This window comes from Roseomonas acroporae (assembly GCF_023223525.1).
Taxonomy (GTDB): domain Bacteria; phylum Pseudomonadota; class Alphaproteobacteria; order Acetobacterales; family Acetobacteraceae; genus Roseomonas_E; species Roseomonas_E acroporae.
Map to the genome: position 1 here is coordinate 1 of NZ_JALPRX010000132.1, position 20,350 is coordinate 20,350.

At 72.7% G+C, this 20,350-nt stretch carries 15 protein-coding genes and 3 pseudogenes; 15 read left to right on the forward strand and 3 right to left on the reverse strand.

From position 1 onward, the window contains the following. Positions 1-68 precede the first annotated feature (68 nt). On the forward strand, positions 69-926 hold the full coding sequence (locus M0638_RS24565) for an MBL fold metallo-hydrolase (RefSeq protein ID WP_248669625.1): 858 nt from the start codon (positions 69-71) through the stop codon (positions 924-926). A 363-nt stretch (positions 927-1,289) separates the two neighbouring features. Here the strand turns inward: M0638_RS24565 and M0638_RS24570 are convergent, their stop codons facing one another. Both M0638_RS24570 and M0638_RS24575 read right to left on the reverse strand, forming a co-directional pair. Then, positions 1,290-1,466: a hypothetical protein gene (locus M0638_RS24570; RefSeq protein WP_248669600.1), complete on the reverse strand. Its 177-nt coding sequence runs from the start codon at positions 1,464-1,466 to the stop codon at positions 1,290-1,292. A gap of 204 nt (positions 1,467-1,670) precedes the next feature. After that, on the reverse strand, positions 1,671-2,537 hold the full coding sequence (locus tag M0638_RS24575) for an alpha/beta fold hydrolase (protein WP_248669601.1): 867 nt from the start codon (positions 2,535-2,537) through the stop codon (positions 1,671-1,673). Positions 2,538-2,838: 301 nt separating this feature from the next. Between M0638_RS24575 and M0638_RS24580 the strand changes: the two genes are divergently transcribed. Both M0638_RS24580 and M0638_RS24585 read left to right on the forward strand, forming a co-directional pair. Next, positions 2,839-3,303, forward strand: coding sequence for a helix-turn-helix domain-containing protein (locus M0638_RS24580; protein WP_248669602.1), 465 nt, complete (start codon positions 2,839-2,841; stop codon positions 3,301-3,303). A gap of 111 nt (positions 3,304-3,414) precedes the next feature. After that, positions 3,415-6,186, forward strand: coding sequence for an ATP-binding protein (locus tag M0638_RS24585; protein WP_248669603.1), 2,772 nt, complete (start codon positions 3,415-3,417; stop codon positions 6,184-6,186). A 39-nt stretch (positions 6,187-6,225) separates the two neighbouring features. Here the strand turns inward: M0638_RS24585 and M0638_RS24590 are convergent, their stop codons facing one another. After that, a complete protein-coding gene (locus tag M0638_RS24590) occupies positions 6,226-9,012 on the reverse strand; it encodes an ATP-binding protein (RefSeq protein ID WP_248669604.1) in 2,787 nt (928 codons plus the stop codon). A 411-nt stretch (positions 9,013-9,423) separates the two neighbouring features. Here M0638_RS24590 and M0638_RS24595 point away from each other — a divergent pair, with 411 nt between their 5' ends. The 12 genes and pseudogenes from M0638_RS24595 to M0638_RS24655 all read left to right on the forward strand — a co-directional run bounded on the left by M0638_RS24595 (position 9,424) and on the right by M0638_RS24655 (position 20,302). Then, a complete protein-coding gene (locus tag M0638_RS24595) occupies positions 9,424-9,876 on the forward strand; it encodes a (2Fe-2S)-binding protein (protein ID WP_248669605.1) in 453 nt (150 codons plus the stop codon). A gap of 14 nt (positions 9,877-9,890) precedes the next feature. After that, a complete protein-coding gene (locus M0638_RS28970; RefSeq protein ID WP_282572273.1) occupies positions 9,891-12,152 on the forward strand; it encodes a xanthine dehydrogenase family protein molybdopterin-binding subunit in 2,262 nt (753 codons plus the stop codon). Continuing rightward, on the forward strand, positions 12,152-12,523 hold the full coding sequence (locus M0638_RS24610; RefSeq protein ID WP_248669606.1) for a c-type cytochrome: 372 nt from the start codon (positions 12,152-12,154) through the stop codon (positions 12,521-12,523). Before M0638_RS28970 ends, M0638_RS24610 begins: the two co-directional genes overlap by 1 nt. 15 nt (positions 12,524-12,538) lie before the next feature. Beyond that, a complete protein-coding gene (locus M0638_RS24615; protein ID WP_248669607.1) occupies positions 12,539-13,402 on the forward strand; it encodes an aldo/keto reductase in 864 nt (287 codons plus the stop codon). A gap of 110 nt (positions 13,403-13,512) precedes the next feature. Further along, positions 13,513-14,343: an alpha/beta fold hydrolase gene (locus tag M0638_RS24620; protein WP_248669608.1), complete on the forward strand. Its 831-nt coding sequence runs from the start codon at positions 13,513-13,515 to the stop codon at positions 14,341-14,343. A 28-nt stretch (positions 14,344-14,371) separates the two neighbouring features. Further along, the gene (locus M0638_RS24625; RefSeq protein ID WP_248669609.1) at positions 14,372-15,091 is read left to right on the forward strand and encodes a hypothetical protein; all 720 of its coding nucleotides are present in this window, start codon (positions 14,372-14,374) and stop codon (positions 15,089-15,091) included. A 203-nt stretch (positions 15,092-15,294) separates the two neighbouring features. Continuing rightward, complete coding sequence (locus M0638_RS24630; protein WP_248669610.1) at positions 15,295-16,092, forward strand: SDR family NAD(P)-dependent oxidoreductase; 798 nt, start codon at positions 15,295-15,297, stop codon at positions 16,090-16,092. Between the two features lie 58 nt (positions 16,093-16,150). Next, entirely contained in the window at positions 16,151-17,242 is a 1,092-nt protein-coding gene (locus M0638_RS24635; protein ID WP_248669611.1) for an alkene reductase, read from the forward strand. Positions 17,243-17,339: 97 nt separating this feature from the next. After that, positions 17,340-17,942 (forward strand): annotated as a pseudogene (locus M0638_RS24640) (IS3 family transposase); the annotation flags it as partial. A gap of 79 nt (positions 17,943-18,021) precedes the next feature. Beyond that, positions 18,022-18,354: pseudogene (locus M0638_RS24645) on the forward strand (transposase); the annotation flags it as partial. A gap of 65 nt (positions 18,355-18,419) precedes the next feature. Continuing rightward, positions 18,420-19,639: pseudogene (locus tag M0638_RS24650) on the forward strand (IS256 family transposase). Between the two features lie 27 nt (positions 19,640-19,666). Beyond that, entirely contained in the window at positions 19,667-20,302 is a 636-nt protein-coding gene (locus tag M0638_RS24655) for an IS1595 family transposase (protein WP_345893068.1), read from the forward strand. The last annotated feature ends 48 nt before the right edge of the window (positions 20,303-20,350 follow it).

Genomic DNA, 20,350 nt, shown 5'->3' on the forward strand with positions numbered 1-20,350 from the left:
CGGAGCGGGACGCCGCGACCCCGGCAGGCCCGGGGCGACCCACCGGATGTCCCCCGGGGCAGCCCGAGGTGCGCGGCTTCTTCGACCCGCGCACCTGGAGCGTCCAGTACGTCGTCGCCGACCCGGCGACACGGCGCTGCGCCATCGTCGACCCGGTGCTGGACTACGACGAGAAGTCGGGCACCATCGCCACGCGCAGCGCCGACGCCATCCTGGACCATCTCGTCGCGCATGATCTCCGCGTGGACTGGATCCTCGACACGCACCCGCATGCCGACCATCTCTCCGCCGCCGCCTATCTCCGGCAGCGCACCGGCGCGCCGACGGCGATCGGCGAGCATGTCGTCGCGGTGCAGCGGCTCTGGCAGGAGATCTATGGCCTGCCAGACCTCGCCGCCGACGGCTCGCAATGGGACCGTCTCTTCGCCGCCGGCGACCGGTTCCGGATCGGCTCGCTGGAAGGGCGTGTGCTGTTCTCGCCGGGGCACACGCTGGCCTCCATCACCTACGTGATCGGCGATGCCGCCTTCGTGCACGACACGCTTTTCATGCCCGATGGCGGCACGGCGCGCGCCGACTTCCCGGGCGGCAGCGCGCGGCGGCTCTGGCATTCCATCCAGGAGATCCTCGCCCTGCCGGAAGAGACCCGGCTCTTCACTGGCCACGACTACCAGCCCGGCGGCCGGGAGCCGCGCTGGGAAAGCAGCGTGGCCGAGCAGAAGCGCCGCAACCCGCATCTTGCCGGGCAGGACGAGGAATCCTTCATGGACATGCGCGAGGCGCGCGACGCCGTGCTGCCGATGCCGCGCCTGATCCTGCACGCGCTGCAGGTGAACATACGCGGTGGCCGGCTGCCGCGGCCAGAGGCGAACGGACGCCGCTACCTGCGTATCCCGCTCGGGGCCCTGGAGGGTGCGGCGTGGTAACGGCCGGTCGGGCGCGATGGCCCGGCTGTCAGGGCTGGTACTCGGGTTCCTCGAGATAGCCTGCGCCATCACCTCGCGTGCCGCTGGAGGCCGCCGGGCCGGCATCTGCGGCCTGGCGGGTCGTGTCCTGACGGGTTCCCGGGCCGGAACATGCTGCGAGGAGGCACGCGAGGCCGAGGGCGGGGAGCAGCCTCGTGGGCGGGATGCTTCGCATGCCGGGTTCTCCGCGTCGGTTGCACAGGGCCTGGGGGACAGGCAGCGCCACACCATCGTGGCCGACACGCCGTCGGTCTTGTCGCGGCGTGCCGCGGCGCGGCCGGCCGGACCGGCCCCGTCGCCATGGCCCCGTCGTGGCCGCGATCGTCAGGTCGCCGAGAGGCGGCCGACCCCGCCGGCAAACTCCTCGATGCGCTGGAGCAGGAAGGCGTGGCTGGCGCCAGTGTAGAGAACCAGCCTGGCGTTAGGCGCTCCCTGGGGCAGCACGCAGGAGCGGTAGGCCGGCAGCATCACGCCATGGGCGCCGCTGGCGAGAAGCGGCATGCGAGATGTCGATCCGATCGACCATGAAGGCTCGGACATCGCCTTTCTCCATCTCGATGCAGGGTTGCGGCGGGCGCCAGGCTTGCGGCGCCGACGGCGGGCGCCCGTTGGCGCGGTGCTCGTCCATGGCGCCGCGGCGCAGGCCAGGCCCGCCGATCGGTCGCCCATGGATCGCCCAATGGCTTGCACCGTGCGTGCGGGCCTTCAGCGTTCGCGGCGCAGGATGGCCGCTACGTGCAGCGCCGCCGCCTCCGGGTGCTGGTGGTGCGGCGCGTTGCCTGCGGAGGGGAAGGTCAGCAGGTGCAGGCTCGGCAACTGCCCGCTGAGCGCGTACCAGTTCTCGATGGGGAAGCCGATGTCGTGATCGCCACCGAGATGCAGGATCGGCAGCGCGGTCGTGCGTAGCGCCGCCAGCACGAAGTCGGCCGGGAAAAGCGGCTGGCGTGGCCCGTCGCCGAGTTGCGCCGCCGCCCATTCGGCCGGAACGGGGTCGCCGGAAGCGGGCCACCGGCCGATCCGCTCCGCCGAGCGGCGCGCCGCCGTCCGGCTGGGCGCGGAGGTGGGCACGAAGTACAGCGCCGTCTCGGTCTCGAGATCCGGCTCCGGCAGGGTCGCGAGATCGTAGTAGCGCTGGCTCGGCAGCCGCGCATTCGGGCCAGGCGGCACCGTGCCGATCAGCACGGCATGGCTGAGCAGCGCCGGGAAGGTCGCGACCGCCACCTGGGCCACCATGCCGCCCAGCGACCAGCCCCCCACGGCCGCGCGGCGCAGATCGAGCGCGAGCAGCAGCGCGCGCACCTCCTCCGCCAGCGCGATCGGGTTGTAGCGCCGCTCGCCCGTGGAGAGGCCCAGGCCGCCGTAGTCGAACAGGATCACCTCGATCCCCGTGGCGGCGAGGGCGTCGATGAAGGCCGGGTCCCAGCACGCCATGGTGCCGCGGAACCGGTTGCAGAGCAGCAGCGGTCGGCCCGCGCCGATGCGGCGGTAGGCGAGCCGGTGCTCCCCGACCTCGATGTGCCGGATCGGCGCCTCGACGGCACCGCCGCGCTTCGTCCTGCAACCTCGTCGCATGAACCTTCCGGCCTTCATCGCGTCCCGGTGGCCGGGCCGGACGGGGATGCCGGCCGCGCCGGCGGGCCGGCAGCATCGGCACCCCGAGGGCGGGCCGATTGTCCGCGCGTCCTCCGGCGGCCCGGAGAACGGGCGGCAGCGCCCGGGCCCGTCGATCCCGTCCCGTGCCGACCTCTCGGCGGGCTCCCGTGGCCGGGCCGTTTTTGCATCGCTTTACTCACGCCCCGCCGCCGGCGCAGCGCATCAGGAACGTCGTTCGGCGGGCGCCCTGCCGCCCGCACCGAGGACAGGAGCGACGGCCATGATGCAGCTTCCCGCGGTTCCGGCGGTGCCGCTCCCACCCTGTCCCGCCGGGCTGCCGCACCCGGACGCGGCGCGGCATCCGGATGGCGCACCATCGGACGCGGCCGCCGCCACGCCGGGTGGCCTCGCGGCCTGGCAGGTGCGGCGAGTGCGACGACTGGTGGCGGAACGCCTGTCGGAGCCGCTGTCGGTCATGGAGATGGCGTCGGCGGCACGGCTGAGCCGCAGCGCCTTCTTCCGCGGCTTCGGCGCGAGCTTCGGCTGCGCGCCGCATGCCTGGCTGCTGGAGCAGCGCATCGAGCGCGCCAAGCGGATGATGCGCGACGGCGAGGAGCCGCTGGCGCAGATCGCCCTGGCCTGCGGCTTGGCCGACCAGGCGCACCTGTCGCGCGTCTTCCGCCGCCATGCCGGCGAGACGCCGAGCCGGTGGCGGCGCGCCGCGGCGGCGTGCCCGGCCGCATGAAGGAGGGCGACGGCCAAAGCGTACCGTCCTAGTCCCGTCCGGGCCTGCCGGGGCATCCTGCCGCGGCGCCGCCATCCGTGGCCGCGCCGCCGGAGGGAATGGAGGGCCGGATTGACGACGGAAAGCCTGGAATTCGGATCGTTCCGCCTGGACCCGGCTCAGGGGCGCGTGACCAAGGCGGGACGTCCGCTGCCGCTCGGCGCCCGCGCCATCGCCATCCTGCGGCTGCTCGCCGAACGCGCCCCGGCGGCGGTCGGCGCGCCGGAGATCATGGGCCGCGTCTGGCCCGACCTCTTCGTCGAGGAGGCGAACATCCGCGTCCACGTCTCGGCGTTGCGCAAGGCGCTGGGCGAGGGGCACGGCATCGTCAACCATCCCGGCCGGGGCTACGCGCTGTCCCTCGCCGTGCGCGCGGGCGGGAGAGACGGCGCGCTGTCCCGGCCCGGCGCCACGCTGGTCGGCCGCGAGGCCGACATCGCCGCGCTGGGCGCGCTGCTGCCGCGGCAGCGGCTGACCACGCTCCTGGGCGTGGGCGGGGTGGGCAAGACGAGCCTCGCCCTGGCGGTGGCGCAGGACCTCGCCGGCAGCTTCGCGCAGGGCGTCACCCTGGTCGATCTCTCGGCACTGCCGGACGCCTCGCTCGCGGTCGGACGGGTCGCCACCACGCTCGGCCTGCGGCTGGCCGACGCCGATTCCGCCGCCGAGCTGGCGGCGGCGCTGCGCGACCAGCAGCGCCTGCTGATCCTCGACACCTGCGAGCACGTGCTCGACGGCATCGCGCCCCTGGCGGAACGGTTTCAGACCGAGGCCCCGGCGCTGCGGCTGCTCGCCACCAGCCGGGAGCCGCTGCGAGTGGAGGGCGAGTACCTGTACCGCCTCGCGCCGCTGGCCCTGCCGGCCGGGGAGACGGCGGCGGACGCGGCGGCGGCGCCCGCCATGCGGCTGCTGCTCGAACGCGCCGCCGCCGGCGACCCGCCCTGGTGGCCCGGGGCGGCGGAGCTGCCGCTCGCCATCCGCCTGTGCAGGGCGCTGGACGGGATCCCGCTGGCGATCGAGCTGGCTGCCGCGCGGCTCGGCACGCTGCCGCTGGCGACGCTGGTGCAGGACCTTTCGCGGCAGCTCGCGACCCCCGTTCCGGGGCAGGCGCCGGTGGTCGACCGGCACCGCACCCTGGCCGCCACGTTGGACTGGAGCCACCGGCTGCTGCCGGCGGCCGAACGTTCCCTGCTGCTACGGCTCGGCATCTTCCGCGGTCCCTTCACCCTGGCGGGCGCGGTCGCGGTGGGGGCCGCCACGGGCACGGCGCCCGGCGCCGGGAACGCGGCGCCGCGGCCGGCCGAGGTGGCCGAGGCCCTGGCCGAGTTGATCGACCGTTCCCTGGTCGCTGCCGATCTCGGCGGCGAGCAGCCCTGGTACCGGCTGCTCGACACGATCCGCGACGACGCGGCGGCCAGGCTGGCCGCGAGCGGCGACCGTCCGGCCGTGGCCCGGTGCCATCTGGACCGTGTGCGCGCGCGGCTGGAAGACCTGGCCACGCCGCGCCCCATGCCGCCGGAGCAGCGGCAGCGGGAGAACCGGCGCCTGCTGGACGACCTGCTGGCCGCGCTGGACTGGGCCTTCGGCCCGGAAGGGGATGCCGCGGCCGGCGTGCGGCTGGCGGCGGCGGCGGGGCCGTTCTTCATGCAGCTCACGCTCGTCGGCGAGAACCGGCGGCAGGCCGGGCGCGCCCTCGCCGCGCTGGCCGGGGGTGCGCCGCCCGACCCGGTGGCCGAGACGCGCCTGCTGGCGACGCTGGCGCTGGCCACCTTCCATGCCGACGGGCCGACGCAAGCGGTGCGCGACGCCTATGCGCGGGCGCTCGCCCTCGCCGAGCGGGCCGGCGACCTGCCGATGCGCCGGCACAGCCTGTGGGGCCTCTGGACCTGGCATTTCGGCGAGGCGCGCTACGCCGAGGCGCTGCACCTCATCCGCGACTACGCGGACTGCACGCCGCCGGACCAGGACCCGCTGTACATCGTCGACCGCGCCACCGGCATGACGCTCACCTTCCTGGGAGAGCTGTCCGAGGGGCGGCGCCATGCCGAGCGAGTGCTGGCCCGCCCGGCGCCGCAGGGCGGCAACATCCTCGGCGCCTACCAGTTCGAGCCGCGCTCGGCCACGCGGGCGCTGCTGGCGCGCACGCTCTGGCTGCAGGGCTGCGCCGACCAGGCGCGCGACGCGGCGCGCGAGAGCCTGGAGGAGGCGAGGGCGAGCGGCCACGGCCTGTCGCTGTGCTTCTCGCTGACCGTCGGCCACTGCCTCATCGCCATGCTGGCGGCCGAGCCGGCGGCGGCGCTGGAGGGCGCCGCGCTGCTGCTGGAGACGGCGCGGCGCGACGGCCTGCCCTTCTGGGGCCGCTACGGCACGATCCTGCGGCAGGCCGCCTCGGCGATGCTGGGCCGGCCCCAGGCGCCACGCGGGGAATTCCTGGCGGCCGAGCCGTGGAGCGCGGGGCACCGGGAATTCCTCGCCGTGCTCGGCCTCGGGCACCATGGCCCGGACGGGATAGACCTGATCGACCCGGATCGCCCGAGCTGGATCATGCCGGAGGTGCTGCGCCTGGAGGCCATGGCCTGCGCGCGGACGGCCCCGGCGCGCGCCGCCCTGCTGCTCGACCGCGCCGCCGCCATGGCCGAGGCGCAGGGTGCAGGCTTCTGGACGCTGCGCGTCGCCCTGAGCCGGGCGCAGGCGCTCGACGGGTGCGGCGATGCGGCCCGTGCCGAGGCGGCGCGGGCCGGCGTGGCGGCGGCGCTGGAGCGGCTCACCGAAGGCTTCGACACGCCCGACCGGCTGGCCGCGGAGCGTTTCCTGCGCGGCCCGCCCCGCTGCGCCACGGCGGCCTGAGGTCGGAGCGTCCCCCGGGGGCACCCTGCGAGCGCAGGGTCAGGCGGCCGCGTCGTCGAGCACCTGGCGGGCGGCGCGCAGATCCGGCAGCTCCTGCCCCTCGGTGCGGGCCGCGACGACGGGCGCCAGCAGCGCCCGGGCGGCGCCGGCCTCGCCGCCCCGGCGCAGCAGCCGCGCTAGGCTGGTGGCGCAGCGCAGCGCCCAGGCGTGCATCCCCCGCCGCTCCGCCAGTGCCAGCGCCTCCCGCAGGATGCGCTCGGCGACGCGCGCCACCCCCGGCTCGCCGCCGGCGCGTTGCAGCAGCGTCTCGGCCTTCACCCGCAGCAATTCAGGCGCACACCAGGGGGCGAGGCCCGCCTCGGCGCGCGCGATGGTCGCGGGGTCGGCCAGGGCCGGGTGGATGGTGCCGAGCAGCTCCAGGTGGAAGGGCGTCAGCTCCAGGCCACGCGGCCGTGCCGGCGGCGCGTCGAGGGCGCTCTCGAAGCAGCGGCCCCAGCCCTGCCAATAGGGCATGCGGTGACGCAGGCCGGTCGCGGTCAGTCGCGCCGCCAGCGCCGCCGCCGCCGGGTCGCCGTTCCAGATCGCGACCGGGCAGGCGGCGAAGGTCAGGCAGTAGGCCAGGGTCAGCGGGCGGTCGACCACCTCCGCGCGCCGCAGCGCCGCCCGCGCCACGTCCCAGGCCTGTGCCGGCCGCCCCTCCAGCCAGAGCAGCCGGGCATGCAGGGCGAGCGTGGCGGTCTCCAGGTCGATCGGCATGTCGTGCCGGTCCGCCTCCTCCGCGTCCCGCAGCCTGGCATCGACGAGGCGGCGGGCCGTCGCGAGGTCGCCGGCGAAATAGGCCGTCAGGCTGGCCATGCGCTGGTGCATCCGCGCCAGCCGGCCGTCAGGGGCCGGCAGCACCGCGATGCGGCGGCCCATGTCGGCCACCACCGCCTCGTTGGCGGCGACCTCGCCGGCCATGTTGCGGCTCATCCACAGGCCGGCGGTCGCCGTGATGGCCAGGGCGGCGTCACCGGCGGCGTCGGCGATCTCGATCGCCTGGCGCAGATGCTCGGTCATCAGCGTGACCTCGCCGGTGTTGTGCAGGATCGCCGTGCCGGCCGCGACGTGCAGCCGCGCCGCCGCAGCCGTCCGTGCCTCGCCCGTCGCCGCCAGCCGCGCCAGGGCGGTCTCCAGCCGCTGGCGGTACTCGGCCATCGCGTTCAGCTCCAGCCAGATCGGGGCGGAGCCGGCGAGCAGGCGAAGCCCCAGCGCCGCCTCCCCCGACGGCCCGAAGGCCCAGTCGGTCGCGGCGCGCAACTCGTAGGGCAGGTGGTCGTGGCGGGCGCGCCAGGCTGGCAGCGGCAGCAGCGGCCGCGCCGCCTCGGCGGCCTCCACCTGGGCCAGCACCTGCAGGGCGTGCCGGCGCTGCATCGCCGCCGCCTCGCCGCTGCCGGCCAGCTTCTCCGCCGCGTAGGCGCGGGTGATCTCCAGCAGGCGGCGGCGTGGCGCGGTCTCGTCCGCGGCGCCGGCGGGCACGAGCAGCGACTTGCCCTCCAGCCGGCGCAGCGCCCGCTCCAGCGTCACGGGATCCGGCTCGTCGAGCACCGCGTGGACCGCCTCGGCGGTGAAGGGGCCGGCGAAGACGGAGAGCCGGCGCAGCAGCCGCCGGTCCTCGGGCGACAGCGCGTCGTGGCTCCAGTCGAGCGTGGCACGCATCGTGCGGTGACGGGGCGCGACGCCGCGGCGCGCCCCGCCCGACACCGCCAGCAGGTCGGCCATGCCGGCCGCGAGCCCGGCGATGCCGAACATGTCGATCCGCGCCGCGGCGAGGCCGATGGCCAGCGGCAGCCCGTCCAGCCGCCGGCAGAGCCCGGCCAGCGCCGCCGCGTCGGCCTCGGCCGGCCGGAATTCGCCCAGGCGGGCGGCGGCGCGCTGCACGAAGAGCTGCGCCGCCGGCCAGGCCAGCACCGCGGCCAGGCTTGCCGGCGCCTCCGCCGGCGGCACGGCGAGCGGGGCGAGCGGATGCAGCCACTCGCCGGGCGCCTGAAGCGCCTCGCGGCTGGTCGCCAGCAGGCGCAGCACGAGGCTGCCTGCCAGCAGGCGGACGGCGAGGTCACCGGCCGCCAGGGCCAGGTGCTCCGCACCGTCGAGCAGCAGCAGTGTCTCCCGGTCCCGCAGCGCGATGCCGATCTCGGCCACCGGGTCGATGCCCGGGGTGCCGAGGCCGAAGGCGCTCGCCACCGCCGCCGGCAGCAGCGATTCCTCGGAAATCGTGGCGAGGTCGAGGAAATGCACGCGCCGGCCCGGCGCGACCGCCTCCCACGCGGCCGCCGCGGCCAGGGCGAGGCTGGTCTTGCCGATGCCGCCGGCGCCGGTCAGCGTGAGCAGGCGCCGCTCCGTCAGGCGCTGCGCCAGCAGGGCGAGTTCGGCCTTGCGCCCGATCAGCGGGACGAGCAGGGGCGGCGGCCGCCCGGCGGCCTCGTCGGCAACGCTCAGCAGCGCCGGCGGCTCGGCCAGGGCACGCACCGGCAGGGCGAACTGGTAGCCCCGGCCCGGGATGTTGAGGATCGCCCGGCCGCCGCCCGGCGTTGCCGCCAGGGCCCGCCGCAGCGCGGCCATCTGCACGCGCAGGTTGGCCTCCAGGCGCAGCACGCCGGGCCAGGCGCTCGCCATCAGCGCGGCGGTGCCGACCACCGTGCCGGGCTGCTCCAGCAGCCGGGCGAGCAGGCCGCGCGCCGGGCCGCTCAGCGCCACGGGCTGATCGTGCAGCAGCAGGATCCGGCCTTCCGGCCGGAAGACGAAATCCCCGAAGGCGACCGGCGCTCCTCGCCCGTCATCCGTCACGGCGGCCCGTCGTCAGGGCATTGCCGAGCCGGGCACGCTCGCCCGGCGGCTCGGGGAATGCACGGGAGCAAGGGCCGGAGCGGTAGACCATGACCGTGGCGACCGCACACATGGCGCGGGCCGGGACATGATCCGTCCCGCGCCTGGGGCGGAAGGCGAGGCTGCATGGCACGGGATATCGGAACGTGGCGTCCTGCCGTCTAGGACCATTGTGTCCGGGGAGCGCTGTGCCCCGGGACCGTCGTGCTGGAACCGCTGCCCGGACGTGGCCGGGTTGCTCCGGGCCCCGCCCCCCCGGCATCGGTCGCGGAGACGGGCACCAGACTATCCGACAAGCCTGCCCGTGCCGCAGCCACTAACCAGGGCGTGGCGGCCAGCCGGCCGCTCCCGTGACGGCGCGACGGAGGCGGCATGCTCGAACTCACCATCAACGGCGCGACCCACCGGCTCGACGTCGAGGACGGGACGCCGCTGCTGTGGGTGATCCGCGACACGCTCGGCCTGACCGGCACGAAGTACGGCTGCGGCATCGCGCAGTGCGGCGCCTGCACCGTGCTGGTGGACGGGCAGGCGACGCGCGCCTGCATCACCCCGGCGGAGAGCGTTGCGGGGGCGCAGGTGACCACCATCGAGGCGGTGGAGCAGGAGCCGGTGGGGCGGCGCGTGGTGGCGGCGTGGGTGGCGCACCAGGTGCCGCAATGCGGCTACTGCCAGTCCGGCCAGGTGATGGCGGCGACGGCGCTGCTGCGGCAGACGCCGAGGCCGGGCGAGGACGACATCGCGGCCGCCATGACGAATCTCTGCCGCTGCGGCACCTACAACGCCATCGCCGACGCGGTGCGCGCCGCCGCCTCAGCGGCCTGAGGCGGAGCGGGACCATGAACGGCATGACCCGCCCCCCGGCGCCGGCACCCGGCCTTCCCCGCGGCCTGCCCGGCGTGGCGCGGCCGGCGAACCTGTCGCGGCGCGGCGTGCTGGGCTTCGCGGCGGGGGCGCTGGTGCTCGGCGTGGCGCTGCCGCCGCGCCTCGCCCGCGCCCAGGGAACCACACAGGCAACCACGCCGGGCGCCGCGCCGCCGCCCGGCACGCGCGTGCCTGCCTTCCTGGAGATCGGCCCCGACGGGGCGGTGCGGCTGCTGAGCCCCTTCGTCGAGGGCGGGCAGGGCATCGGCACCGCCATGGCGCAGATCGTCGGCGAGGAGCTGGATGCCGACCCCGCCCGCTTCACGGTGGAGTGCGCGCCGCCCGGCGCCGACTACCTGGTGGTCAACGGCATCCGCATGACCGGCGGTTCCTTCTCCACCCGCTCCTCCTACGAGACGATGCGCCGGCTCGGCGCCTCGGCGCGCGAGATGCTGCTGCGCGCCGCCGCCGCGCGCCTGCTGGTCGGGCAGGCGACGCTGACCACCGAGCCGGGCCAGGTGGTGCATGCCGCCTCGGGCCGACGGATAGGCTACGGCGAACTGGCCGGCGCCGCGCTGGCCCTGGCGCCGGCCGCCGCCGTGCCGCTGCGCGACCCGAAGACCTTCCGCTATATCGGCAAGCCGGTGGCGCGGCTGGACGCGCGGGAAAAATCCACTGGGCACGCGCGCTACAGCATCGACATGGCGGTGGACGGCATGCTGCAGGCGGCCGTGCAGCACGCGCCGCGCCTGGGCGGGGAGCCCGGCGCCTTCGCCAACGAGGCGGCGGTGCGGGCGATGCCGGGGGTGCACTCGATCCACCGTCTGCCCGGCGCGGTGGCGGTGCTGGCGGATCGCTGGTGGCGGGCGCGGCAGGCGGTGGCGGCGCTGGATGTCGCCTGGACGGCGGGCCGGGGCGGGCTGGAGGCGGATTTCTCCTCCGCCGTCATGCTGGCGGCGCTGCGAGCCGAGACGGGCGCCGGCGCGCCGGCCGAGCGGGAGGGCGACGTGGACAGCGCCCTGGCCGGGGCGGCACGGGTGGTGGAGGCCGAGTACGACGCGCCCTACCTCTCGCACGCGCAACTGGAGCCGCCCTCCGCCCTCGCCCGGTTCAACCCGGACGGCACGCTGGATCTCTGGCTGCCCAACCAGATGCCCGAGCTGTTCCAGGCGGCCGCCGCGCAGGTGGCAGGACTGCGGCCGGAGCAGGTGCGGCTGCACTCGCCGCTACTGGGAGGCTTCTTCGGCCGGCACTTCCTCTACGACTTCGCCAGCCCGTTCCAGCAGGCGATCCGGCTGGCGCAAGCGGCAGGGCAGCCAGTCAAGGTGATCTGGAGCCGCGAGGAGGAATTCGGCCGCGACGCGGTGCGGCCGATGGGCTTCGTGCGCTTCCGCGGCGGGCTCGACGCGCGGGGCATGCCCGTGGCGCTGCACGCGCGCGTGGTGGGTGAGGGGCCGATCGGCCGCTACTTCGGCGCGCTGCAGGGCGGCTCGCCGGTCGATCCGTCGATGGTCGAGGGTATCGTCGAGAAGCCCTACGCCATCCCGAACCGGCGTGTCGACTGCGTGCCGCACCGGCAACCGCCGGTGATCGCCTTCTGGCGCTCGGTCGGGCATTCGATGAACGACTTCTTCTACGAATCCTTCCTCGACGAGCTGGCCGTGGCAGGCGGCCAGGACCCGTTCACGCTGCGCCTCGCCCTGCTGCGCGACCGGCCGCGCCAGCGCGCATTGCTGGAGGCGGTGGGAGAACTGTCCGGCGGCTGGAAGCGCGGGCCGTTCGAGGCGGAGGGCACGCGCCGCGCGCGCGGCGTCGCCATGGCGACGCCCTTCAACACCGAGGTCGCCACCATCGCCGAGGTGTCGATCGCGGCGGGCGAGGTGGTGGTGCACGATGTCTGGGTGGCGATCGACCCGGGCTCGATCGTCAACCCCGCGATCATCGAGCGGCAGGTGCAGTCCGCCGTGGCGCTCGGCCTGTCCGCCTCGCTGCTGGAGGAAGTGGTGTTCGAGGAAGGCGCGCCGCGCGCCCGGAACTTCGACAACTACCCGATCCTGCCGCGCGACCGCATGCCGCGGGTGCATGTCCGCATCGTCGAGAGCGGCGCGCCGATGGGCGGCATCGGCGAGCCCGGCCTGCCCGGCGTGCCGCCCGCCGTCGCCAACGCGGTGGCGGCCCTCACCGGCCGGCGCGTACGCAGCCTGCCCTTCGCCAAGACCCGCCTCGGAGCCGCGTGATGCGACACCTCGTCCTGCCTGCCGCCTTCACGATTCTCCTGGCGCAGCCTTCCCTGGCGGCGGATGCCGACCACGGCAAGGTGCTGTTCCAGCGGCAATGCGCCGCCTGCCATCAGGTGGCGACGCCGCGCAACGGCGTGGGGCCGTCGCTGCTGGGCGTGACGAACCGCCCGGCCGGCACGGCAGAGGGCTTCGGCTACTCGCCGGCCCTGAAGGGTTCCGGCCTGACCTGGACGGCCGAGAACCTCGACGCCTACCTCGCCAACCCCGGCGGCCGGGTGCCCGGCACGCGCATGCCGACGCGCGTCGCGAACGACGCCGACCGCGCCGATATCGTCGCTTTCCTGCAACAGGGCGCCGCGCCGAACTGACGGAGGATCGTATTCATGGCAACGATTCCGAGTGCTGCCGGTGCCAGCCGTTTCCTGATCGGCGGCGTGCTGCCGGTGAACCGCCTGGGCTTCGGGGCCATGCGGCTCGCCGGCCCCGGCGTCTGGGGGCCGCCGGCGGACGAGGCGGCGGCGCTGCGCCTGCTGCGGCGCCTGCCCGAGCTGGGCATCGACTTCGTGGACACCGCCGATTCCTACGGGCCGGCGGTGTCGGAGCCGCTGATCGGCCAGGCGATCGGCGCCAGGGAGGATGTCGTGGTGGCGACCAAGGGCGGCCTGTTGCGGCCGGGCCCGGATCGCTGGGTTCCCTGCGGCCGGCCGGAATACCTGATGCAGCAGGTGCGGATGAGCCTGCGCCACCTGCGTCGCGACCGGATCGACCTCTGGCAGCTCCACCGCATCGACCCGCGCGTGCCGCGTGACGAGCAGTTCGATGCGATCCGGCAGATGCTGGCCGACGGCCTGATACGCCTCGCCGGCCTCAGCGAGGTCTCGATCGAGGAGATCGAGGCAGCGTCGCGCTTCTTCCCGGTGGCGACGGTACAGAACCGCTTCAACCTCGCCGACCGCTCGCATGCCGGCGTGCTGGCCCACGCCGAGGCGAAGGGCATCGGCTTCATCCCCTGGTTCCCGCTCGCCTCCGGCGCCCTGTCCCGGCCCGGCTCGACGCTGGACGCCATCGCCGCTCGGCACGGCGCCACGACGGCGCAGGTGGCGCTGAGCTGGCTGCTGCGGCGCAGCCCGGTGATGCTGCCGATTCCCGGCACGTCGAGCCTGTCGCATCTGGAGAGCAACCTCGTGGCGGCAACCCTGCGCCTCGACGATGCGGAACTCTCCTCGCTGGAACACCAGGCCGCCTGAGGTCCGGCCGCACGCAGCGCCGACCACCGTGATCGGCCCGGACCGCGCCGCCTGCCCCACGCGGCCGCGACCGGGGAAGCCCGGCGCAACTGGAAACGGAAGGACCGGACATGCGGGACACTCTCGAACAGGCACGGACGCGATACGTCGATGCCGGAGGCGTGCGCTTCGGATACCGCCGCCTGGGGCCGGAGACCGGCATCCCGCTGGTCCTGCTGCAGCATTTCACCGGGACGATCGACGCCTGGGATCCCGCGGTGGTCAATGCGCTGGCCGCGGATCGGCCGGTGATCGCCTTCAATAATGCCGGCGTCGGCACGACCTCCGGCGAAACGCCCGACACCATCGAGCGGCAGGCCGCCGATGCGGAAGCCTTCATCGTGGCGCTTGGCCTGGAGGAGATCGATCTCCTCGGCTTCTCGCTGGGAGGCTTCCTGGCGCAGGTGATGGCCGCCCGCGGGACGCTCGCGGTGCGTCGGCTCATCCTCACCGGAACGGCCCCGCGCGGCGGCGAGGAGCACCTGCTGGAGGTCGTTGCCGCGGCCTTCGCCCGCAAGGCGCGCGACGTCAGGCTGCCGCTCTTCTTCACCCCGTCCGATGCGAGCCAGGTGGCGGGCGAGGCCTTCATCGACCGAGCGGGCCTTCGCAGGGAGGACCGGGATCCCGATCGCGGCGACGCCGTCAGCAACCCGCAGGCGCAGGCGATCATCCGTTGGTGCGCGGAGACCGATCCGGATTACGGAACACTGCGGGCGATCAGGCAGCCGACGCTCATCGTTCACGGCAGCGACGACACGATGTTCCCGCCGATCAACGCCTACGACATGTCGAGGCGGATGAGCGACGCGACGCTGATTATCTATCCGGACTCGGGGCACGGGGCACTGTTCCAGTATCCGGCGACATTCGTATCGCACGCCAGGATCTTTCTCGATGCATGAAAGACGGCACGAACCACGGGAGCGAAGCATGGACAAGCTGAGCCGGAAGATCATCGATGCCCATGGCGGGCTCGACCGTTGGAAGAAGTTCATGACCCTGACGAGCCGGCTCCGCCAGGGCGGCGCGCTGTGGCCGCTCAAGGGGCAGGGCGGCAAGCTCGACGAGACGAGCGTGACCGTCCGGCTTGGGCAGGAATGGGCATCGCATTCGCCGTTCGGGCTGGAAGGGAAGTCGAGCCTGTTCAAGCCCGACCGGGTGGAGATCAGGGACGCCGCCGGAACGCTCGTCGAGGCGCTGGACGATCCAAGGCTCTCCTTCGCTGGCCACACGCTTGAGACCCCCTGGAGCGAGCCGCAACTGGCCTACTTCGCCGGGATCGCGATGTGGACCTACCTTAACGTGCCGTTCCTGCTGGCAGCCCCCGGCGTCGTGACTAGGCCCCTTGGGGAATGGCGGGAGAAGGGCGAGCTCTGGCAGCGCCTCGAAGTGACATTCCCGCCGGATATTGCAACGCATAGCACCGTCCAGACCCTCTATGTCGACGACAGCGGCCTGCTGAAGCGCCACGACTATGATGTCGAGATAGCTGGAAACACCCCGGGAGCGCACTACGTGGGGAAGTATGTCGAGGTCCAGGGCTTACGGTTTCCCACCGAACGGCGCATCTATCCCCGGCAGCCAGATGGTACTGCGCTGACCGCGCCTTTGGTCGTATCGATCGATCTGTCCGACATCCATCTCAGTTGATTTTCCAGGTTTTTGTCCGCCCCATTCAGGCCGTTGCACGGCAGATTCCGGCATTGATTGCGGATGCGGCACGTCACCTCGCCACAGGCGGAGCGTTGCGGGCGCCGGCGGACCGATGGGCTGGGCAGGTACGCCATGAAGCTCCGAACCGGAATTCCTGCAGCCCGATCCGAAACCGACGATATGTCCATAAAGGCGATCCCATGACCGGAAAGTACACCGCCCTCGTCACCGGCGCCTCCACCGGCATCGGTGCCACTTATGCGGACCGCTTGGCGCGACGAGGCCATAACCTCGTCCTCGTCGCACGGAACGCAGCGCGGATGGTGGCGTTGGCCGATGGCTTCCGCCATGATTACGGCATCGCCGTGGAGGTGTTGCGCGCCGACCTCACGGATACCGCCGACCTTGCCGGGGTGGAGGCACGGCTGCGCGATGACGCGGGCATCGGTATGCTGGTCAACAATGCCGGCGCGGGGCTCGGCGGCAGTTTCCTGACGCAATCCCCCGACGATCTCGCCCGCCTCGTCGCACTCAACGTGACGGCGCCGATGCGCCTTGCCAGCGCCGCCGCGCCGCGCATGGCGGCGGCCGGCAACGGCGCCATCGTCAACATCGGCTCCGTGGTCGGGCTGGCGCCGGAGTTCGGCATGGCCGTCTACGGCGGTACCAAGGCCTTCATCCTGCATCTTTCGCAGTCGCTGGCGCTGGAGCTGGAGCCCAGGGGTGTGCGGGTCCAGGCCGTGCTGCCTGCGGCGACGCGTACCGAGCTTTGGGGCCGTGCCGGCATCGACATCGCTCGTTTGGACGGCGTGATGGAGGTGGGAGAACTGGTCGACGCCGCGTTGACGGGCTTCGATCGCGGCGAGACCGTGACCATCCCGCCCCTGCCCAAGGCCGCACAGTGGGAGGCGATGGAAGCGGCACGCCAAGCCATGCTGCCCAATCTGCGCCAGAGGCACGCCGCCGCGCGCTACCACGCTGCCGCCTCCGCGGCATGATTTCCCTGGGGCGCCGCCGTCGCCCCGCCACTGAGCAGACCGCACCGGGAGACGATACATGACCGACGACGCCCTGTTCCGGCCCTACGCGCTGGGCGGCATCACACTGGCCAACCGCATCGTCATGGCGCCGCTGACGCGCAACCGGGCCGGCGACGGCTTCGTGCCGGGCGAACTGGCCGCCACCTACTATGCCCAACGCGCCTCGGCCGGCCTCATCGTCTCCGAGGCAACGCAGATCTCGCGGCAGGGCCAGGGCTACCAGGACACCCCCGGCATCTATACGCCGGCGCAGGTGGCGGGCTGGCGCCGCGTGACAGACGCGGTCCACGCCAAGGGTGGGCGGATCTTCCTCCAGCTCTGGCATGTGGGCCGGATCAGCCACGTGGATCTGCAGGAGGGCGGTGCCGCGCCGGTCGCACCCTCCGCCATCCGTGCCGAGACCAAGACCTTCGTCAACGGCGGCTTCGCCGACGTCTCCGAGCCGCGCGCGCTTCGCCTCGACGAGATACCCGGCATCGTCGCCGACTTCCGCCGCGCCGCGGCCAATGCCCTCGAGGCCGGCTTCGATGGCGTCGAGGTGCATGGCGCAAACGGCTATCTGCTCGACCAGTTCGCCAAGGACGGCGCCAACCGGCGCGCCGACGCCTATGGCGGCTCGGTCGAGAACCGCGCCCGGCTGATGATCGAGGTCGCGCGAGCGGTGGCCGAGGAGGTGGGCGCCGAGCGTACCGGCATCCGGATCTCGCCGGTTTCCCCCGCCAATGCCATCACCTGCAGCGACCCACAGTCACAGTTCGACTACATCGTCAGGGAGCTGGACAGGCTTGGCTTAGTGTACCTGCACGTGGTGGAGGGCGCGACCGGTGGTCCGCGCGACGTGGTGCCTTTCGACTATGGGGCGCTGCGCAGGGCCTTCCGCAATACCTACCTTGCCAACAACGGTCTGACGCTGGACCTTGCCACCAGCAAATTGGCAGCGGACGAGGCCGACCTCTTCGCCTTCGGCCGTCCTTTTATCGCCAACCCCGACCTGGTGGAGCGACTGCGGACCAGCGCGCCGCTGAATCCGCTGGACCCGTCCACGCTCTATGGCGGTGGCGCTAGAGGATACACCGACTACCCCGCCTTGGCCGATGCCGCGGTCTGAAGCCGCGGGCTGTGCACAGGCGCGATCCTGGCGTGCTGCCCAGCATCCCGGCCGATCAGGCGCCAGCCAGGAAGGGCATCCGGCGCTGCACCTACACGGGCCGAGTTCAGGGTGTCGCCACACACGCCGCCTGGGCCTGACGCCGATTTACCAACGGCCGCGGACGACGGTGCCCAACTCCGAGCACCGGGTCTTCCCCTACCTGCTGCGGGACCTGGTCATCGACCGGCCTAACCAGGTCTGCTGCACCGACATCACCTACCTGCCGATGCGGCGCGGCTTCCTCTACCTGGTCGCGGTGATGGACTGGACAACGCGCAAGGTGCTGACCTGGCGGGTGTCGAACACCATCGCGACGCGATCCCACGCAGTGATGTCGGCAAAGCCGACAGGGGACGTGGAGTTCTGCCTCGAGGCTTTGGAAGAGGCCCTGGCCCGGTTCGGGCGGCCGGAGATCTTCAACAGCGATCAGGGCAGTCAATTCACCTCGCCGCGCTTCACCGGGGTGCTGCAGCAGGCCGGGGTGCGCATCTCGATGGACGGCCGCGGCCGATGGATGGACAATGTCTTCATCGAACGGCTGTGGCGCAGCTTGAAGTACGAGTGCGTCTACCTGCATGCCTTCGAGACCGGCTCGGAGCTGCGGGCCGGGCTGGGGAAGTGGATCGGCTACTACAATGCCCGACGCCCCCGTAGCGCGTCCTGATTACCCAGATTCTTCCGCTTTTCGTCTGGAAGTGTTATACTTCAGTGAGTTATCGATTAGCGGGGCATGGGCGATGGCGCGCAACGCGGTGCAGTTCCAGAAGGGATTGAGCCTGTCGGCGTTCCAGGCGCGCTACGGGACGGAGGAGCAGTGCCACGCGGCGCTGGTGGCGTGGCGCTGGCCCGAGGGGTTCGCCTGCCCGCGTTGCGGCGGGCAGCGCTACGCGGTGTGCGGGCCGCGCAAGCTGTTCCAGTGCTCGGCCTGCCGGCACCAGACCTCGGTGCGGGCGGGGACGGTGTTCCAGGCCTCGAAGCTGGCGGCGACCCAGTGGTTCCTCGGGCTCTTCCTGCTGACACAGAGCAAGAACGACATCGCGGCGCTGGAGCTGATGCGCCAGCTCGGGGTCAAGTAGAGACTGTCGGAATTTATGTGTGAAGGGTCCTACGCTGCCCTGAGGGGCGGGAGGACTGAATGGCGATCCGGAGAGAGTTGGTGGAGGAGCTTCTGGTGGGGCGCGACCCTGGGGAGGTGTTTGCCCGGGACGGCCTGCTGGACGAACTCAAGAAAGCGTTGGCCGAGCGGATCCTGAACGCCGAGCTGGACCAGCACCTGGCGGCGGAGCGGGCGGAGGCACCCGGTGAGGGGGACGGTCGGCGCAACCATCGCAACGGCAGCAGCCGCAAGACGGTGCTGACCGGGACGGGCAAGCTGTCGCTGCAGATCCCGCGCGACCGGCAGGGCAGCTTCGAGCCGCAGCTGATCGCCCGGTACCGGCGGCGCTTCCCGGACTTCGACGACAAGGTCATCTCGCTCTATGCCCGCGGGCTGACCGTGCGCGAGATCCAGGGGCACCTGCGGGAGTTGTATGGCATCGAGGTCTCGCCGGACCTGGTGAGCGCGGTCACTGACGCGGTGCTGGAGGAGGTGGCCGAGTGGCAGAACCGGCCGCTCGACGCGGTTTCTGCCCTGGTGTTCTTCGACGCGCTGCGGGTAAAGATCCGCGACGAGGGGGTGGTACGCAACAAGGCGGTGTTCATCGCCCTCGGCGTGCGTCCCGACGGCACCAAGGAGATCCTCGGGCTCTGGATCGAGCAGACCGAGGGTGCCAAGTTCTGGCTGCGTGTCATGAACGACCTGCGTCATCGCGGTGTCGCCGACATCCTGATCGCGGTGGTGGACGGGCTGCGCGGCTTTCCGGAGGCCATCAGCGCCGTCTTCCCGGAAGCCCAGGTCAGAGCTGCGTGGTGCATCTGATCCGACATTCGCTGGCCTTTGCCTCCTGGAAGGAGCGCAAGGACGTCGCCGCGGCGCTGAAGCCGATCTACCGGGCGCCCAGCGCCGAACTGGCTCGCGAGGCCCTGGCCGCCTTCGCTGCCGGCCCCTGGGGAACGCGCTATCCCGCCATCGCCCCGGCGTGGGAGCGGCAATGGCCGCAGGTGATCCCGTTCTACGCCTATCCCCTCGAGGTCCGGCGGATGATCTACACCACCAACGCCGTGGAAAGCCTCAACAGCTGCCTGCGCAAGGCCGTCCGCCTGCGCGGGCATTTCCCCACCGACGAGGCAGCCGCCAAGCTGCTGTTCCTGGTCTTGCGCGAGGTCAGCCGGGACTGGAAGATGCCCCCGCGCGAGTGGAAGGCCGCCAGAACCCAGTTCGCCATCCTGTTCGGCGACCGTTTCCTCGCAGCCTGAGGGTTCATCAACCGACCCTCACACAAAATTTCTGACAGTCTCGTCAAGTACGACACCGCCTGGCTGCTCAAGCAGAAGCTGCTCGGCGCCATGCAGACCAGGAACCACCAGCACCCCCTCTCGGGCCTGGTGCAGGTCGACGACGCCTATCTCGGCGGCGAGGCCACCCTCGGCGCCGGCGACAAGACCGGGCACGGAGCCCCCAACAAGCGCTCTTTCGTCGTCGCCGTCGCCACCCGTGACGGCAGGCCCACCGCGCTGCACCTGCGCCGCGTCGAGGCCTTCTCCAAGGCCGCCATCCGCCCCTACGCCGACCAGCACCTCGCCCCCGGCAGCCGCGTCGTCTCCGACGGCCTCGCCTGCTTCACCGCTTTCGCCGAGGCCGGCTTCGAGCACACCCCCATCAGGACCGGCAGCAGCAAGCGGCCCACCACCCCGCAACTCGCCTGGGCCAACACCATCCTCGGCAACGTCAAGGCCGCCATCACCGGCACCTGTCGCGCCCTGCGCCCACGTCACGCCGATCGCTACCTCGCCGGCTTCGAGTACCGCTTCAACCGCAGAACCAACCTCCCCAGCATGATCCACCGCCTCGCCACCGCCGCTCTCAGCCAGCCCCCAACCCCCTACAGACATTTCGTGCCAGCGGATAAAGCTGGGTAATCAGGAGCCAACTTATCTCCGGCAAACCCGGAGCGTTTCAGTGAGCAC

What these genes read in the sequence shown, in the direction of transcription:
- M0638_RS24575 (WP_248669601.1), bottom strand. Translation starts at nt 2,537, where the DNA reads ATGCGACGAGGTTGCAGGACGAAGCGCGGCGGTGCCGTCGAGGCGCCG.
- M0638_RS24580 (WP_248669602.1), top strand. Translation starts at nt 2,839, where the DNA reads ATGATGCAGCTTCCCGCGGTTCCGGCGGTGCCGCTCCCACCCTGTCCC.
- M0638_RS24615 (WP_248669607.1), top strand. Translation starts at nt 12,539, where the DNA reads ATGGCAACGATTCCGAGTGCTGCCGGTGCCAGCCGTTTCCTGATCGGC.
- M0638_RS24570 (WP_248669600.1), bottom strand. Translation starts at nt 1,466, where the DNA reads ATGCCGCTTCTCGCCAGCGGCGCCCATGGCGTGATGCTGCCGGCCTAC.
- M0638_RS24610 (WP_248669606.1), top strand. Translation starts at nt 12,152, where the DNA reads ATGCGACACCTCGTCCTGCCTGCCGCCTTCACGATTCTCCTGGCGCAG.
- M0638_RS24620 (WP_248669608.1), top strand. Translation starts at nt 13,513, where the DNA reads ATGCGGGACACTCTCGAACAGGCACGGACGCGATACGTCGATGCCGGA.
- M0638_RS28970 (WP_282572273.1), top strand. Translation starts at nt 9,891, where the DNA reads ATGAACGGCATGACCCGCCCCCCGGCGCCGGCACCCGGCCTTCCCCGC.
- M0638_RS24625 (WP_248669609.1), top strand. Translation starts at nt 14,372, where the DNA reads ATGGACAAGCTGAGCCGGAAGATCATCGATGCCCATGGCGGGCTCGAC.
- M0638_RS24635 (WP_248669611.1), top strand. Translation starts at nt 16,151, where the DNA reads ATGACCGACGACGCCCTGTTCCGGCCCTACGCGCTGGGCGGCATCACA.
- M0638_RS24630 (WP_248669610.1), top strand. Translation starts at nt 15,295, where the DNA reads ATGACCGGAAAGTACACCGCCCTCGTCACCGGCGCCTCCACCGGCATC.
- M0638_RS24595 (WP_248669605.1), top strand. Translation starts at nt 9,424, where the DNA reads ATGCTCGAACTCACCATCAACGGCGCGACCCACCGGCTCGACGTCGAG.